At 44.4% G+C, this 16,276-nt stretch carries 10 protein-coding genes; 5 read left to right on the forward strand and 5 right to left on the reverse strand.

Going from position 1 to position 16,276, the window contains the following annotated elements; all coding sequences use genetic code 11:
* Window positions 1-6: 6 nt before the first annotated feature.
* Together QVP94_RS00840 and QVP94_RS00845 are read right to left on the reverse strand one after the other, a co-directional pair.
* Entirely contained in the window at window positions 7-3,456 is a 3,450-nt protein-coding gene (locus QVP94_RS00840; RefSeq protein WP_130882430.1) for a TonB-dependent receptor, read from the reverse strand.
* Between the two features lie 42 nt (window positions 3,457-3,498).
* Window positions 3,499-4,443 (reverse strand): FecR family protein, encoded by a 945-nt coding sequence (locus QVP94_RS00845; protein ID WP_022191762.1) that lies wholly within the window; start codon window positions 4,441-4,443, stop codon window positions 3,499-3,501.
* A 107-nt stretch (window positions 4,444-4,550) separates the two neighbouring features.
* Between QVP94_RS00845 and QVP94_RS00850 the strand changes: the two genes are divergently transcribed.
* Window positions 4,551-5,135, forward strand: a complete 585-nt coding sequence (locus tag QVP94_RS00850) for an RNA polymerase sigma-70 factor (protein ID WP_008773734.1) — start codon at window positions 4,551-4,553, stop codon at window positions 5,133-5,135.
* A gap of 34 nt (window positions 5,136-5,169) precedes the next feature.
* Here the strand turns inward: QVP94_RS00850 and QVP94_RS00855 are convergent, their stop codons facing one another.
* Both QVP94_RS00855 and QVP94_RS00860 read right to left on the reverse strand, forming a co-directional pair.
* Window positions 5,170-6,198 carry a pyridoxal phosphate-dependent aminotransferase gene (locus QVP94_RS00855; RefSeq protein WP_022191764.1) on the reverse strand — a complete coding sequence of 343 codons (1,029 nt, stop codon included), beginning with the start codon at window positions 6,196-6,198 and terminating at the stop codon, window positions 5,170-5,172.
* Between the two features lie 47 nt (window positions 6,199-6,245).
* Window positions 6,246-9,245, reverse strand: a complete 3,000-nt coding sequence (locus QVP94_RS00860) for a serine hydrolase domain-containing protein (protein WP_022191765.1) — start codon at window positions 9,243-9,245, stop codon at window positions 6,246-6,248.
* Between the two features lie 114 nt (window positions 9,246-9,359).
* Here QVP94_RS00860 and QVP94_RS00865 point away from each other — a divergent pair, with 114 nt between their 5' ends.
* The 4 genes from QVP94_RS00865 (at window position 9,360) to QVP94_RS00880 (ending at window position 14,248) form a co-directional block, all read left to right on the forward strand.
* Window positions 9,360-11,996 (forward strand): TonB-dependent receptor domain-containing protein, encoded by a 2,637-nt coding sequence (locus tag QVP94_RS00865; RefSeq protein ID WP_022191766.1) that lies wholly within the window; start codon window positions 9,360-9,362, stop codon window positions 11,994-11,996.
* Between the two features lie 5 nt (window positions 11,997-12,001).
* On the forward strand, window positions 12,002-13,018 hold the full coding sequence (locus QVP94_RS00870; RefSeq protein WP_011966826.1) for a DUF4249 domain-containing protein: 1,017 nt from the start codon (window positions 12,002-12,004) through the stop codon (window positions 13,016-13,018).
* A 137-nt stretch (window positions 13,019-13,155) separates the two neighbouring features.
* Complete coding sequence (gene rplS, locus QVP94_RS00875; RefSeq protein WP_005854040.1) at window positions 13,156-13,503, forward strand: 50S ribosomal protein L19; 348 nt, start codon at window positions 13,156-13,158, stop codon at window positions 13,501-13,503.
* A 439-nt stretch (window positions 13,504-13,942) separates the two neighbouring features.
* A complete protein-coding gene (locus tag QVP94_RS00880) occupies window positions 13,943-14,248 on the forward strand; it encodes a DUF3791 domain-containing protein (RefSeq protein ID WP_005854039.1) in 306 nt (101 codons plus the stop codon).
* Here the strand turns inward: QVP94_RS00880 and QVP94_RS00885 are convergent.
* The gene (locus QVP94_RS00885; protein ID WP_022191767.1) at window positions 14,155-16,224 is read right to left on the reverse strand and encodes a porin family protein; all 2,070 of its coding nucleotides are present in this window, start codon (window positions 16,222-16,224) and stop codon (window positions 14,155-14,157) included. The genes QVP94_RS00880 and QVP94_RS00885 overlap by 94 nt on opposite strands.
* Between the last annotated feature and the right edge of the window lie 52 nt (window positions 16,225-16,276).

The raw sequence follows: 16,276 nt of genomic DNA on the forward strand, positions 1-16,276 counted from the left end.
TTTCAATTAAAAATTAACATTAACTCCTAAGGTGAATGTCCTTGGCAACGGGTATACGCCACGATCAACACCCATATCCAAATTTCGGTTCTCGGAAGAATAGCTCTGTAAACCCACCTCCGGATCAATACCATTATAGCCCGTTATCGTAAACAGGTTCTGTCCTTGTAAATAAATATAGGTACGTTTCAATTTCAATTTAGATGCGATCCGATCCGGCAAGGTATAACCAATCTTCAAATTCTTCAAACGAACGAAGGAAGCGTTATGAATATAATAAGTAGAAGGCCGGATATTATTATTCGGGTCATCCAATGTTACACGTGGTATATCCGTATTCGTATGATCCGGTCTCCAAGCATCCAGAATCGTAGAGTTTTTATTATACTGAGCTTGATTATAGAACTCACCCAAATAATTTGTCAAATTATAAACCTCGTTACCAAATACCCCTTGGAAGAACGCACTTATATCAAAGTTCTTATAATTGAACCCAAGCGTTAGACCCATACTGCAATCAGGCAGCGGGCTACCTACAAAATCACGATCCTCGCTATTGATTACTCCATCACCGTTCAAGTCCTTAAAGCGGATATCGCCAGGTTTAGCGTTCGGTTGCAACAGCTCGCCCTTATCATTCTTATAGTTTTGGATCTCTGCGTCGTTTTGAAACAAGCCATCTGCCTCATACACGAAGAAAGAGCCGATCGGTTGTCCTACCGCCGAACGAGAGGTCTCTTGGTCAAAGTTTCGTCCATGAAGTTCGCTGCTGGAAAGACCAATATAATCCACGCCATTCAGCTCTGTCATCTTATTCTTGATGATAGAGAAATTATATGCTACAGAGAAGCCAAAATCTTGATTGATCTGTTTCTGATAATTCACCTCCATCTCAAAACCCTTGTTATTCATCTTTCCGACGTTATCCCAAACCGTCATGTTCGTTCCTCCGATCGAAGCTGGTAAGGCTCTACGCCACAACAAATCCTTGGTGTCCTTATTAAAGAAGTCCAATGTCAAATTCAAGTCACCGCTTAAAAAACCTAAGTCCAAGCCAACATTGGTTTGAGTGGTCGTCTCCCACTTCAAATTAGCGTTACCATTACGAGTCTGCACAAATCCTAAATCCACAGAGCTTTGACTTCCATCAATCGGATAATTCGAGGTAGATGAACTACTCTTATAGGAATCGATCGTTGCGTAAGAAGGAACATCTGAGTTACCATTTTGTCCCCAACCGACACGAAGCTTCAAGTTATTGATAGCCTCCACATCAAAGAATGGCTCATTACTGATACGCCATCCCACCGAAGCGGCCGGGAAGTTACCCCACTTATTATTCCCCAAACGGGAAGATCCATCCCGACGCAAAGTGAAAGCGACCAAATAACGATCGTGATAATTGTAATCGATCTTGCCGAAATAAGAGACCATGCTATACTCCGTGGCAGACCCTGAGTTCTTTTGGGTTCCTACATCGCCCGCATCCAAGAAATGGAAGTTAGGATCATCCGAAGGGAAACCATCTCTCGAAGCCGTAAAATACTCATACCGGTTTCTCAACGACTCCATACCCAACAATGCATTGATCGTATGATCGCCAAATGTCTTGGTATAGTTCAAGGTATTCGTGAACACCCAGTTGAAGTTCCATGCATTCCGGTTAGACAAACCACTTAATTTCTCAGAAGCGTTGATCTCATCATATTTAGGGCTAAAAGAACGTCTGTATAGATTATTATAGTCTGCACCAAAAGAAGTCTTGAACATAAATCCGTCAAACAAGTGCAGCTCTGCGTACAAATTACCCACCAAGCGGCTCTTCTTATCCTTGTTATCCTTATTTCTATGCAACTTTCCCATCGGGTTAGGAATATCCGAAAAGACATTTCCCGCATATTCATCCTCCAAGTTCTTCACCGGTGTGATCGACTGGAACTTATAGGCCTCATACAAAGTTCCTCCCAACGCCGCATTATTGGAGACACTAGTACCCCAAGAATGAGAAAGAGAAATATTCTCCCCGATACGAAGATGGTCATCGAACAATTTATACTCGGAATTAAAGCGACCGCTCACACGCTTGAAATCGCTTAACTTCACCAATCCCTGCTGATCATAATACCCCAAAGAAAACAATTGATTGGATTTCTTATCGGCTTTCGTGAAGGAAAGGTTATAGGATTGAACGATAGCGGCACGCAAAATCTCATCTACCCAATCCACGTCATCAGAAGGAATCTTATGATCTTTATCCAGATATTCGGGCACAACCGCTTGATCACCGTTTCCATAAACATCGTGTGAAGGTGTCTTTCCGTCGTTTTTCATCGCTTGCCACAACATATCGCCAAATTGCTGCGCATTCAACATCTTCAATTGTTTAGCCGCTTTTTGTACACCGAAGTACGCATCTAAATTCACATTGAATTGTCCTTCTTTTCCCTTTTTCGTATTAATGATAACAACACCATTGGCGGCACGCGCTCCATAAATAGAAGCAGAGGAAGCATCTTTCAATACTTGCATGGACTCTATATCATTCGGATTCAAGAAATTGATTCCCCCATCCACGGGAATACCGTCAATGATATAAAGAGGGTCATTGTTACGAATCGTACTATAACCACGGATACGGACAGCGACACCACCACCCGGCATATTATCCGGCATCACGTTCACGCCAGATAATTTACCTTGCATCATTTGGTCTACGCTGGATACCGGTGTATCTTTCAAGTCATCGATCTTCAAGACCGAAACCGCACCCGTCAAGTCCTTTTTACGAGAAACGCCATAACCTACCACTACAACCTCGTCCAAGTTTTGCGAATCCTCTTTCAAAGATATCGTCAGATCCGTCTTCGAGCCCGGAGTCAGCTCCATAGACAAATAACCGATATAAGAAACGACCAGTACCGCATTATCAGGTACTTCCAACGTGAAACGACCATCAATATCCGTGATTGTACCAATAGAGGTTCCTTTCACCAAGACATTCGCACCAATGATCGGTTCTTGACTCGAATCCAATACGACACCCTGTACCTTACGGCCTTGTTGCTGTACGACAGGAGCGGACTCCACCTTACGCGACAAAATGATTTGCCTATCCACAATCTTGTATTCGACCCCCATATTGTCGAAAACCTGTGACAAGACCACATTTATATCCTTATTGCTAGCATTCAAACTGATAAGACGGTTCGTGTCTAGGACATGATTGGAATACAAGAAAGAATAACCAGTCTCCTGTTCGATCCGATCAATCGCTTGTTCTACCGTTGCGTTCTTCAGCGACAAGGAAAGTGTCATTCCTTGCGAAGAAGATGTTCCCGCATATAGCTGGAAAGCTGTCAAAAATGTAAATGCCGTACTAAGTTTCAGTATACGGCCCGAATTAGGTAAACACCGCGCAAGATTTCTCTTACGTAAATGAAATGTGCTCATGAGCATACAGATTTAATGATTACACAATATATTAGTATAGATTTCCTATTATCTTTGATAAACATCGATCCTCCGGCGAACAAACGAGGAATCCAGACGTTGCGAAGGCTCTCGTGATGTCCATTCGATAGGAGCAGTCTGTTTCAAATAATCCAAGATCTGTTCCAAAGTCTCCGTAGTGAAGGTCGCCCGATATTTATACTCCGCATTCCCGCTCTTATGCAATACGATCTCCACGTTATATCGTTTCTCCAATCGTTTCAACACCTTATCCAAAGAAGTATTCCGGAAAACTATCCGTCCTCCTTTCCAATCCATTTTCTCCTCCAGGTTGGCCGCAGAAACACTGAAAGTACCGCTCTCCTTATCCAATACCGCCTGTTTGTTCGGCTCCAATCGGATACGTTCATCATTCCGGATCACGTCAATCTTTCCTTTTTCCAACACGGCCTCTATAAAAGGTTCGTCAGCATAGGCATTGACATTAAATTTTGTTCCATAGGCCACCACCCGTAAACCTTCGGAAGTTGATACACAAAAGGGATGTTCCGGATCGGCCTCCACCTCGAAATATCCTTCGCCGGAAAGTAACACCTTGCGCTCTTTCTCCTCGAACACCGACGGATAGGTCAATTTACTACCCGAGTTCAACCATACGACAGACTGGTCTGGCAACACAAACCGAGTAATCGTTCCGGGCAGGGAGTTAACCTCAGCATAAACGACAGGCTGGGACTTCTCGTCATATCTTGTGGCATAATACAAATAGGAGAAAAGTAACGAAGAAAATAACAGCGGAAGCACCAATATAACTGCCGCACGAGTAAAAAGCAGCGACAAAGTTCGTCTGACAGCTTGCCGCCCTACCCGACGTTCCATTCGTAGCCATGCCTTTTGCACGTCAATCGATCGATACTCTAATATGTCCTCAGACAAGGCTTTAATTTCCTCTACCTGACGTGACACACTTTTATGTTCTACCTTTCTTTCCATATATTTTCTTCCTTTACTTATAGAGACACACTCTAAAGAAAAACACGACAGCGAAAATGAGTTTTTTTAATTTTGTTCTCTTCAAAAATATATACCTTTGCCCCATCATGGAAAGAAATCATACCAAGGCTATTAATGTCGATTTACTTTTAGAACAAATTACGACTGAAGATAATAGGCTCGCCTTCCACCGCTTATTCGAGTTATATTATCCGGCACTTTGTATGTACGCCAAACGCTTTATCACAGATAAGGAAACAAGAGAAGATATCGTGCAGGACGTGTTTTTCGCTATTTGGGAAAATCGCAGCCGTATCTCAGTAAAGACCTCCGCACGTAGCTATCTCGTCACTTGCGCCAGAAATCACTGCTTAAATTATCTGCAACGCAACCATGAAAGATATTACGAATCGCTCATCCAAGAACAAATCCCGATCTATGCGGAAAGTAGTGAGGAACTCTACACATGGGAAGAACTGCAAACGTTATTAAGACAAGCCCTTGACAAGCTACCGGAGAACTATCGGCTCGCATTCGAGAAGAATCGTTTCGAGAATAAGAGCTATGGAGAAATCGCAGAGGAAATGCAAATATCCATACGAACCGTGGAAAGATACAAGAACAAGGCAACAGAACTTCTAAAGACAGAGCTAAAAGATTACCTACCTCTATTTATCGGCTGGCTTTTTTAACAGGAAGGGGTTCCCCCCTCCCCTTCATAGTCGTTTATCGTTGGTCCAACCAAACCTTCACCCCTTCAAGTAAGATCTGGTTCTCATCAGACTTCTGGGTAGAGAGCCGTAGATAAGTCTCATCCAAGCCCCGGAAATTCGAAGCGTCACGGATCAAGATTCCGTAATTATCTAAAAGGAATTGCTTTAAATCAGCGGCTGTACCCTTCTTCAAACGGACAAGGAAGAAAGTCGTAGAGGTCGGGATTACCTCCAAGCCATCCAATTTACTTAATTGGTAAATAAAATCCGCGGTCTCACGCTGCCATTTACGGATCGGCAACGTAAATTGCGCCGGATGAATCAAGATATATTTACTTGCCTCGATAGCGATAGCATTTACCGACCAAGGTATGATATACTTGTTCACTTTCTCCGCGATCTCCGGAGAAGCGACCAGATAACCGATACGCAAGCCGGGGATATTATAAGCCTTCGAGATAGACTGGACAAGGATTAAGTTCTTATGCGTTTTCACGTCACTCGGCTTTAGCATGTCTTCCGTCGTAAAAGCCACGTATGCCTGATCTATAATGAAGGTAGTCTGCGGATTCGCTGAGATCAAACGGAGAAGCTCCGTACGATGGATCAGCTTTCCATCCGGATTATTCGGATTACAAATCCAACAGAAATCCTGTCCCTCCAAGGATAACTCTGATAAATCGTCCGATGTCGGGAAGAAAGAGATCTCATGCTCATGCAAACGGCAAGCGTCCTCATATTCAGAGAAAGAAGGAATAGCGATCATGGATTTCGCGCCTCGCCAAGCTTGCGCTAACAAATAAAAAGCGGTGATCGAACCATTCGTCACTACGATATTCTCCTCCTTGATCTCATACCGGCGGGCCAACAATCTTTTCAAGGTAGCGGCATCCGGCTCCGGATAACGAGTCAGCTTATCAAAATGCTCGATCAAATGTTCCTTCAGTTTATCTAAATTAGCTCCGTGCCACACATTCGAGCTAAAGTTTATCTTTACCTCGTTCTTTGCGTTATAAAAATCATCACCGTGTCCGTATAACATATACCTGCTTTTTAATTAATACCTTATCTGTTAAAACTGTCACAAAATTACGAATCTTTTTGGCTTTTCCTATCAATCGCCTTATAGATCGTATCCTGTATGCGAGTACGTATATCAAGCGATCCCAGTTTATTATTTGCCCGGCTAGGATTCACCCGGTTACTCAAAAATATATAAATAAGCTGGTTATCCGGATCTATCCAAAAACAAGTACCCGTAAATCCTGTATGTCCATAGACCGAGGCGGGAGCCAAAGCCCCACAAGGCGAGGCTTTCGGATTACCAATCACCGGCTTATCAAATCCTAGCCCTCTACGGCAAGTCGGGCTCTTGCTTTGTGTAAACAAACGGCTGGTTTCCAAAGAAAGATAGCGCTCGCCGCCATAAGTCCCTTGGTTTAGCATCAATTGGAGCACCTTCGCCAGATCATTCGCGTTCGAAAATAATCCGGCGTTTCCAGAAACACCCCCTTGAAAAGCGGCCGCCTCATCATGCACATATCCGCGAAGCAATTGACGGCGGACAAATCCATCTTGCTCCGTAGGTACAATTTGCAAGGTATCCATTCGCTTCAACGGATTATAAGTGGTATGCCAAGCCCCTAACCCGCTGTAGAAATCATCCCGAAGAAGCTGGTCCATCGGAGATTTCATCAGATTTTCCACCATCATTTTCAGCATAATGAAATTCACGCAACTATATACGTACCTACCTCTCGTACCCAAACGGGATTTCTTGATATCTTGAAGGATCGTATCTTTAAAGGAATCACTCACATAGAAATTACGGGCTACCTCAGTCGTAAATCCGGGTTTCCGTGTATCTGATACTATATCCGGAAGATATTTAAAATCATTCCGGACATACGTTTTAGCGTCAAAACGAACCGGATGCGTAGCGTTCTTCGCCGAACTATATAAACTGCCTTTATAACTATCCTTATCAATGGCATCCAGATAGAAATTAATAGTTGGAGTCACTCCCGATTGATGGTATAGTAACTCTTTTATCGATAAATCCTTTTTATTAGACTCCTTCAACTCCGGTATAAAATCGGAGATCTTATTGTTCAAGGTGAATTTCTTCTCATCATACGCTTTCATGACCGCCAATAAAGTTCCCGCCGCCTTCGACGCCGAGGCCAAGTCATAGACCGATGACTCCGTGACCGGCTGCCTACTTTCGTAATCAAAATAACCGAACGATTTATTATAGATAATCACGCCGTCCTTCGCCACCAGCACTTGGCATCCAGGATAAGCCTTCTCATCCAATCCCTCTTTAACGATCGACTCAATTACATCCAGACGGTCCGGATTCGCTCCCACCTCTTCCGGCTGGTGATACCCCAAACGAGTCTTCTCCGTAAAAACACCGGTACCCGCATAATACAATCCCGGAATCGAAACCGGAAGTTTCCCTTTCGCCGCAATACCACCGAATATCACTTGGGCCGCATATTCCTGCGCTAAGGGAGTGCCCTCGTAAGCCAACACGACCGCCTTCGCCTTCTCGATCGACTTCTTATATTCCTTACAAGCATATGGCAAGGTAAAGAAAGCATAGACCAACTCTTTCTTCGCAGCCAACTGCCTCAACGCTAAACTCTCGGGAATGCGAATCGTATGTACGCCACAAATGATCACGTCGTATTTTTGCAATTTATTATAAACCTGCTGGACTTGGGCAGCCGTAGAACGCCGTCCGATGCTAAAGCAAGCGATCGAATCATATTCGCCCAGCATTTTCTGGAATTCATTACCAACCCCGTCTCCAATCGAGAGCGCCGCGATCTTTTTCTTATTCAACTGTTTAAGAGGTAAGATCGTATCCTCATTCTTCAAAACGGTAATAGCCTCCGAATTCAACTTCGCCGCCATCCATGCCGCATGCGGAGAGTTCAAACGTTTCGATAAGCCTTTTGTTTCGACCGGCTTATAGGCATTCAATCCAGCGATATATTTGTACCTTAATATTTTCAAGCACTTGGCCTCGATCGCTTCCAGATCCAATACCCCTTCCTCGATAGCCTCTTTCACGGCCGTAAAATCATTGATTGGAGCGGCCGGAGCGAGCAAGATATCATTCCCCGCAAGCAAAGCCTTCACCGAAGGATTATCCGTTTTCTTTGTGGAAGCCCCTTTCATCGCTAAAGCATCCGTAAAGCACAGACCTTGAAAACCGAGTTCTTTCTGTAATAGATCCGTCACTACCGCCTTAGAGAAAGAAGCCGGCTCATGACTTTTGTCCAATGCCGGAACATAAAGATGTCCCGTCATTATCCCAGCGAACCCATCATATATATAACGTTTAAAAGGAAGAAGTTCCACGCTATCCAAGCGGGCCCGGTTATGGCGCACGACGGGTAATGTCTCGTGCGAGTCCTCGGAAGTATCTCCATGTCCGGGGAAATGTTTGGAGACAGACAAGATGCCCGTACTTTCCAATCCTCTTGCGTAAGCAATACCTTTCTCCGCCACAGCCTCCGGATTCTCGCCAAACGAACGCAGGCCGATCACGGGATTATCCACATTGCTATTCACGTCCATATCCGGAGCGAAATTTATATGAATTCCCATTTCCCGGCACTGCCGTCCCACCTCTTTTCCATATTCCTCGATCAAGGCATTGTCCTCGATAGCGCCTAGCATCATGTTTTTCGGGAAACGGGTGGTTCCGCTTAATCGCATGGAAAGTCCCCACTCCCCATCCAAAGAGACCAACATCGGAATCCGGGAAGCCTTTTGCAAACGATTGGTCACCTCTGCCTGCGTCACCGGATCCCCTTTATGGAACAAGATACCCCCGATCTTGATCTCGTTCACGTAACGCATGAGCCGTTGCATATTCCGGTTATCGGATTTAGGATTCGCTATAACCATAAATAACTGCCCGATCCGTTCATCATAACTCATAGCGTCAAACACGGAATCAACCCAATGATTCATCTTTTCCTGATCCACCTCACGATAAAGGTTCGGGACTGTTTGCGCCCCACTCGATAAAAGGGAAATACAACACAAAAGCAAGATACCAATCTGTCTCATCACAACATTATCATTATTACTCTCCAAAAATAAGAAAATATCGCAATAGTAACGTGAATTGTGATAGGGGTTTTTACTATCTTTCCTGTCTCGTAATAAAAAATGAAGTACTTCATGAAGCTAATACTACTCATAATCTTGATTATCTTCGGCTTTCAATCAAGCGCTTGGGGACAAGCGCCGACTCTCAGTATCGAGGCTAAACAAGAGCCGATCCAAGAAATCATGAAAAAAATAGAGCATCAAACAGGCATGACATTCTCCTACGATCCTTCTATTCTCAAAGGCATTTCCCGGATTACATTCAAATCTAATAACCAATCCATATCGGAATGCCTTACCCGGCTATTCCTAAAGCTCCCTCTGTCTTATCAGATAAACGGTACCCACATCATCTTGAAGAAACGCCCCCGCTCAGTAACCATCAGCGGATTCGTACGGGATAAAGCGACTACGGAGTATCTAATCGGGGCCTCCGTTTATGACTCTCGCACACAAAGGGGTACGGCTACCAATAACCACGGTTTCTTCAGTCTAACCTTACCGGTCGGGGTAGTCCGTCTGGAGACTTCCTACATCGGATACGGACGTTTCTCACATACATTCCAACCGCTCGAACGGGATACCGTGATGGAAATTCTGCTGGAAAGCGGTGAGGCATTGGCCGAAGTTGTCGTTACCGGTAGTAATGACACACAAAACCCGATACAAGCCCCTCAGATGGGAACGATTAAAATAACCCGGAAGATGATCAAGACCATCCCGACCTTATTCGGTGAGGCTGATGTGATCAAAGCCCTGCAAACCCAACCCGGCGTATCAGCCGGAACGGAAGGATTAGCCGGGATGTATGTCCGTGGGGGGAATGGAGACGAGAACCTGTATATGATAGACGGAATCCAACTGTATCTGGTCAATCATCTCGGAGGACTTTTCTCCGCTTTCAATGCCGAGGCTTTGAAAGATGTGGATTTTTATAAATCCGCTTTCCCCGCCCGCTATGGGGGAAGGCTTTCCAGCGTAGTGGATGTGCATACTAAAGATGGCAATATGAAAGAGTACCATGGTAGCGCCATGCTGGGATTGACCTCCTGTAACTTAAATTTCGAAGGGCCGATCATTAAAGACCGGACTTCGTTCAACGCCTCCTTCCGTCGCTCTTGGCTGGATGCCTTGTCCGCACCGGGTTTGGCGATCTACAATAAAATTCAGAAAAAGAAGGGGGAGAAATTCAGCGCACGCTATGCTTTTACGGATCTGAACCTAAAAGTGAACCACCATATCAATGACCGGAGCCAAGCTTACGTTAATTTCTATTTCGGACAGGATTTCCTAAAAGGAGGAAGTTCTGAGTTCTCCGTAGGTGATGATATAACTCCTTTCGAGAACAAGGACTTTGGAAAGATGCGCTGGGGTAACATCGCATTGTCTTCCGGCTGGTCGTATGTGTTTAACAACAAGATGTTCGGTACCGTCACCTTGGCTTATTCCCATTATCAATCCAAACTAAAACAAGAGACTTCACAATACTACGGAACCGAGGGTGACAAAGATTATTCTTCACGGTTTATCGAGACCTCAACCCGAAACGGTATCAATGATTTCGGAGTCCATGCGAACTTCGACTATATTCCTACCCCGGCACATCATATCCGTTATGGCACCGACTATCTTTACCATCGTTTCAGCCCGGAATATATCGAGGAAAAGACCTCCGAGAATTTGTCTCCGACCAAACGAACTACCGGAGACGAGCGCCTTTCAGCGAATGAGTTGGCTGTTTTCGCCGAAGATGACTGGGCGATATCTCCCATTGTCCGGGCTAACGCCGGATTACGCCTGAACATGTATAATATACAAAAGAAGACATATGTCTCCTTAGACCCTCGTTTATCCGTACGCTTCCTGCTCACGAGGAATCTAAGCCTTAAGGCCTCATACGCCCGGATGAATCAATACGTACATCAGATCAGCGAAAGTTATATGAGTCTCCCTACCGATATGTGGATGCCGGTCAGCAAGAAGCTGAAGCCATTGGAGAGTGATCAAGTATCCGTCGGCGCTTATTACAATTTACACAAAGACTATTCCTTCTCGGTGGAAGGTTATCATAAATGGATGAATCACCTACTGGATTATAAAGATGGTTACAACTTCTTACCCTCGTTCGTCGGTTGGGAGGAGAAACTGGCCGCCGGTAAGGGGTGGGCCTATGGAGCGGAGTTTATCGCCCGGAAAGAGACGGGGCGTATAACAGGATGGATCGGATACGGACTAATGTGGAGCGACCGGCAGTTCGACGAGATTAATAATGGCAAACGTTTCCCCGCGAAATACGATAACCGCCATAAGCTGAATATCGTCGCAAACTGGAAGATCAACGAGAAATTGGAACTAACAGGAAGCTGGACTTTCATGACCGGAAACCGGGTTACGGTGGCATTCGAGAATTACGAGGATTTGGGCCTCACTCCTGTCCCTCCGCTCTTACCGGAAGGAGGCTTGGACTATTTCACGGAGCGTAATAACGTACGTCTCCCCGCTTACCACCGCTTAGATCTGGGGATTAATATTTATCGACCTAAAAAGAACGGCCATCTCGGTATCTGGAATATCAGCGTATATAACGCTTATTGCCAGATGAACCCGATAACTATCCATAAGCGGTCTTGGATAAACTATAGCCATTATTTCGAGACGTTATCGCTCTTACCGATCATTCCGTCTATATCATATACTTATAAATTCTAAAGAACATGAAACCTATATTCTATTTATCAATCTTATTATCCAGCCTGCTCCTAACCTCCTGCTACAGGAAGTTTGACCTAGAGGAATATCGTACTACACCAAAAATGGTGATCAACTCGGCCTTCTCGCCGGATACAGTCGTAATGGCCAGCATATCCCGCACATGGTTTCACTCAGAGAGCAAGCCGGACGTGACGATTCGAAACGCCAAGGTGGAATTATACATAGACGGGATCTTCAAGGAGGAGATGCCTTGGAAAGAATATTCCTATTGGAAATCTTCTCGTTGGCTCGGAGAGGATCGAGGTGGATGGGTAACAGATACGCTTTATATATCGAATACGGTTCCACAGCCCGGACAAACCGTAAAGATTGTAGCTTCCACCCCGGAATATGGAACAGCCTCGGCGGAAGATAAGATTCCTTCCAAGACAGAAATCAAAGGCCTGCGCATAATTCCCCGTAAAGAAGCTACCGGCAACGGCGGTACCCTTGTCGATGGAGATGGGAATATCTCCTACATAGAAGAAAACGATGTGCTTATCTATCAAATCACTTTCCAAGATACCCCGGGTAAATCAAATTACTATTCTCTACAGATATGGGGAGATGACGACCATCTTGGTGTCCTGTTGGACTTCTCCGTAGATCCCGTATTCACACAACAACAAGGTATCTTGGATGAGGTTTTCGGCTCTTCGATGGTAAATTGGCGGGGACGGGTATTTTCCGACGAGCTGTTCGACGGGAAGGAATACACGTTGCAAGTAAAAGAACAACTTAGGTCCGATACTAAATATTATACCAAACGCCATATTCGTTTATATTCCCTGTCCGAACCCTATTACCAATATCTGCTATCTTTACAAAACATCAAGAATGAAGGTATCATGGGCGGACTTACGAATGTAGGTCTGGCCGAGCCTGTCCGAATCTACAGCAATGTGGAAGGAGGAACGGGAATCGCTGGTGGATGTCAATGGTTTGAATCCTTGGTAGACATAAAAGATTTAATCAAATAGCGAGCAAAAAAGCATCTATCTATTGCGAATCAAATATTTATTTCGTTACTTTGCACCCGCTTTACGTAATCTCTGTCGGGAAATGTAGCCCGTTAAATTGCGTTTCATTATAAATTACAATTAAAAAGCTATAAACAATGGATTTAATTAAGATTGCAGAAGAAGCGTTCGCTACGAAGAAGGAACTTCCTTCATTCAAGAGTGGTGATACGATCACGGTAGCTTACCGTATCAAAGAGGGTAACAAAGAGCGTATCCAGCAGTATCGCGGTGTTGTTATCCGTATCTCCGGTCACGGCGACAAAAAACGTTTCACAGTTCGTAAGATGTCTGAGAACGTAGGTGTAGAGAGAATTTTCCCGATCGAATCTCCGTTTATCGAAAGCATCACGGTTAACAAAGTCGGTAAAGTACGTCGTGCTAAATTGTACTACTTGCGTGCCCTTACCGGTAAGAAAGCAAGAATCAAAGAAAAGAGAGTCTAATCTCTCCGATTCTATTGCCATACGAAAAGCCATCCAGCGGAATGCCGGATGGCTTTTTGTTTATCGTTTCTTACAATGCCTATCGTAAGCATCTAACAATGCCCATTCAAAGGAGCTTACGATGGGCATTATAAGAACCTTAGAATGGGCATTGAAAGAAATCATATATCCAAGTCGCCCACGATTCATGAATGAATATCGCTGACAGATAATTTGGATATGCTCTAAAACAAGGGTTCATCAAAAGTCATTTTCACGAGATACCACTCCCTTCCCTATAAGAGATATACTTCAAGTTCCACAGGAGATATACTTCATCGGTAAAGTAAGTACTACCTCTACGGAATTCCCATTTATAGATAATTTCATCCACGGATTTTATCGCATGAGCCGCTTTTTACGTACATTTGAAGCAAATCCACCTAAGCGACATGGAAAAATGGATAAACAAATCGAACTATCGCAAACAGAAATAGAGCTAGCGTTCGCTTCCTTTTGTATAGAAGGAACCGCACGCAAATTGGGGCAGCCTTACCAAGAGGTGTTCGCACGCATGAAACGGGTAGGAATGATAGAGAACTATATCCTACCCAATTATAATATATTGCATACTGAAAGCCGCGAACACGTAATCGACAATATAGATGTAACTTACTTCCGACTATTCAATATACCCGATTCATTATCTGAATTATACAACTTACGATCCACGGATTTGTATTTGCGACCGAAATCTAAGTGGTAAGAGAATCCGATCTCGAAGCCCGGATAAATATCACCAAAACGCTGATCGGTCACATAGGGAGCGATCGCTGAAAGGTTCTTACTCCGGTAACGGGCGGATGAGGTAAATTGGGTAGAGAAAGAAGCGCTTAACTGAACCTTCCCGATCCTATAACCGATACCCAACCTATTAAAACGATCGGCCTCACGACTGGTCTCACCCGAAAAGCTATAGCTTCTCTTATAAATCAACAGATTAAAATTAAAGTTCTTCACATCGCTATTCAAAGAGATCACATAGAAGGGATCCGTATATGTATGCGAATAGCTATTTCCATTCGATTGGAAATGGTTCAAGCCTCCGGAGATATTCATGCGCAGATAATCGCCGAAGGGTGAATAATTCAAATAGAGTTCCGGCGTAAAGCGATGGAAACTCCGTTGGTTATCGTAGGTGCGGATAAAAAGTCCCCGGCTAGCGTCATACAGGGTCTCTTCCATGACCATGCGGGGCTGGTATTGGTAAGAGAAAGTAAAGCCGGCCTTGACCTTTGCCGTATTCACATGAAATTCCACGGCGTTGTTATGATATAAGAAAGGGGATAGACCCGGATTACCTCTACGAACCTGTAAGGAATCAATCCATTGCTCCACGTTACTAAACTCAGACAAGGATGGGTTTACATTGCGCAGGTTATACCGGTAACGGGCGGATAATACCTCATTGATAGTATAAGTAAGCGTCACCTGCGGGCGGAAGTACCACCGATTGTAGGAGTCCACATTTTCTTGCGATAGATAATTACGGGAGGCACCCAAACCCACATTATAAACCAACTTCTTCCAAGTTCCTACGTATTGCGCATACATATACGACTCGGACTCTGTCATATGGGTCGTATAATCACCGGAGCCGGAATACACGTTATCCGTATAGGCTTGCGTATGTTTCAAACCAGCGGAAATTCGGCCGGTCTCCAGCTCTTTCTCGTAGATACCCTCTCCGATTACCGAATAGCGCTTTCCATCTACTTTCGTATAAATATCTGTCAAAGGAATACTTTCCAGTTCTTCCCGGTAGGTATGACGGCTATCGGTATTCGAATAAGTTCCCACGACATTGACGGCCAATGATTGTTTACGGGGTAATTTCCGGAAATAATACAAGTCGAGCGAGGGACGGGTATTCAAGGATTTATTATTATCGATAAGATGGGTCGTAGCCATACTCTCGCTATTTCTTAAAAGGGCGTCGCTATAGTTATGCGGATAGTCGTAATAATAAAAGTTCAACTTAGCGTTCAAGAAATAATCATCATCCTTCGTGTAGTTATAATTCGCCGTCGTAGTCCAATACATCTCATAATCCCTCCCGGGGATTCCTTCCTGTGTTCGCTGGAAGGTACCGTCTGGGGTATGAAAGATTTCCGTCCGGTCTTGCCATGCCTCTTTATACCGGTGTCCGTTCGCAAAGCTGGATAAAGAGAATTCCGAACGTCCCCGGTTATACTTACCATATATATAATCTGCCATCCAAAACGTGTTTAATTGATGGCTTAAATCCACGCCGAGATTTCCTCCGGAAGTCCGCTTGATCGTTATATAATCCAAGACGATATCGATTCCTTCCCCATATCGCAAGCCGGGGTTATCGTGATATTCCACCCGTTTGATATCCTCCGGCGAGAGGGCGGCGACTTCTAAGGAAGAAGCCAACACGCCATTTATACGCAACTGAACGTTTCCATTCGCCATAGAGATACTTTTCGTATTCGGATCTACCCATAGGCGAGGTAAAGACATCCGCCTTGTCAAATCCAAGCCATCCATCGAGCGCCGCACTTGGTCTTTGGAGGGGAATATAAGTTGACGGTCTTTCTTCCTTATAATCGAAGAGGCTTGAATGGTAACCTCATCCAAATCGATCGTTTTCTCCTCTTGCGCATTTACCAAAAAGGCAACGCAAATCAATCCCACAAATAATACTTGTCTTCTCATAAAATTCAAATTTGATTCGAGACAAATGTAAGGAGGGAAACAGCTAAAATCG

Origin of the sequence: Parabacteroides sp. CAG:2 (genome assembly GCF_000436315.1) — a bacterium.
GTDB classification, from domain to species: Bacteria; Bacteroidota; Bacteroidia; order Bacteroidales; family Tannerellaceae; genus Parabacteroides; species Parabacteroides distasonis.

What these genes read in the sequence shown, in the direction of transcription:
- QVP94_RS00840 (WP_130882430.1), bottom strand. Translation starts at nt 3,456, where the DNA reads ATGCTCATGAGCACATTTCATTTACGTAAGAGAAATCTTGCGCGGTGT.
- QVP94_RS00845 (WP_022191762.1), bottom strand. Translation starts at nt 4,443, where the DNA reads ATGGAAAGAAAGGTAGAACATAAAAGTGTGTCACGTCAGGTAGAGGAA.
- QVP94_RS00850 (WP_008773734.1), top strand. Translation starts at nt 4,551, where the DNA reads ATGGAAAGAAATCATACCAAGGCTATTAATGTCGATTTACTTTTAGAA.
- QVP94_RS00855 (WP_022191764.1), bottom strand. Translation starts at nt 6,198, where the DNA reads ATGTTATACGGACACGGTGATGATTTTTATAACGCAAAGAACGAGGTA.
- QVP94_RS00860 (WP_022191765.1), bottom strand. Translation starts at nt 9,245, where the DNA reads ATGAGACAGATTGGTATCTTGCTTTTGTGTTGTATTTCCCTTTTATCG.
- QVP94_RS00865 (WP_022191766.1), top strand. Translation starts at nt 9,360, where the DNA reads ATGAAGCTAATACTACTCATAATCTTGATTATCTTCGGCTTTCAATCA.
- QVP94_RS00870 (WP_011966826.1), top strand. Translation starts at nt 12,002, where the DNA reads ATGAAACCTATATTCTATTTATCAATCTTATTATCCAGCCTGCTCCTA.
- rplS (WP_005854040.1), top strand. Translation starts at nt 13,156, where the DNA reads ATGGATTTAATTAAGATTGCAGAAGAAGCGTTCGCTACGAAGAAGGAA.
- QVP94_RS00880 (WP_005854039.1), top strand. Translation starts at nt 13,943, where the DNA reads ATGGATAAACAAATCGAACTATCGCAAACAGAAATAGAGCTAGCGTTC.
- QVP94_RS00885 (WP_022191767.1), bottom strand. Translation starts at nt 16,224, where the DNA reads ATGAGAAGACAAGTATTATTTGTGGGATTGATTTGCGTTGCCTTTTTG.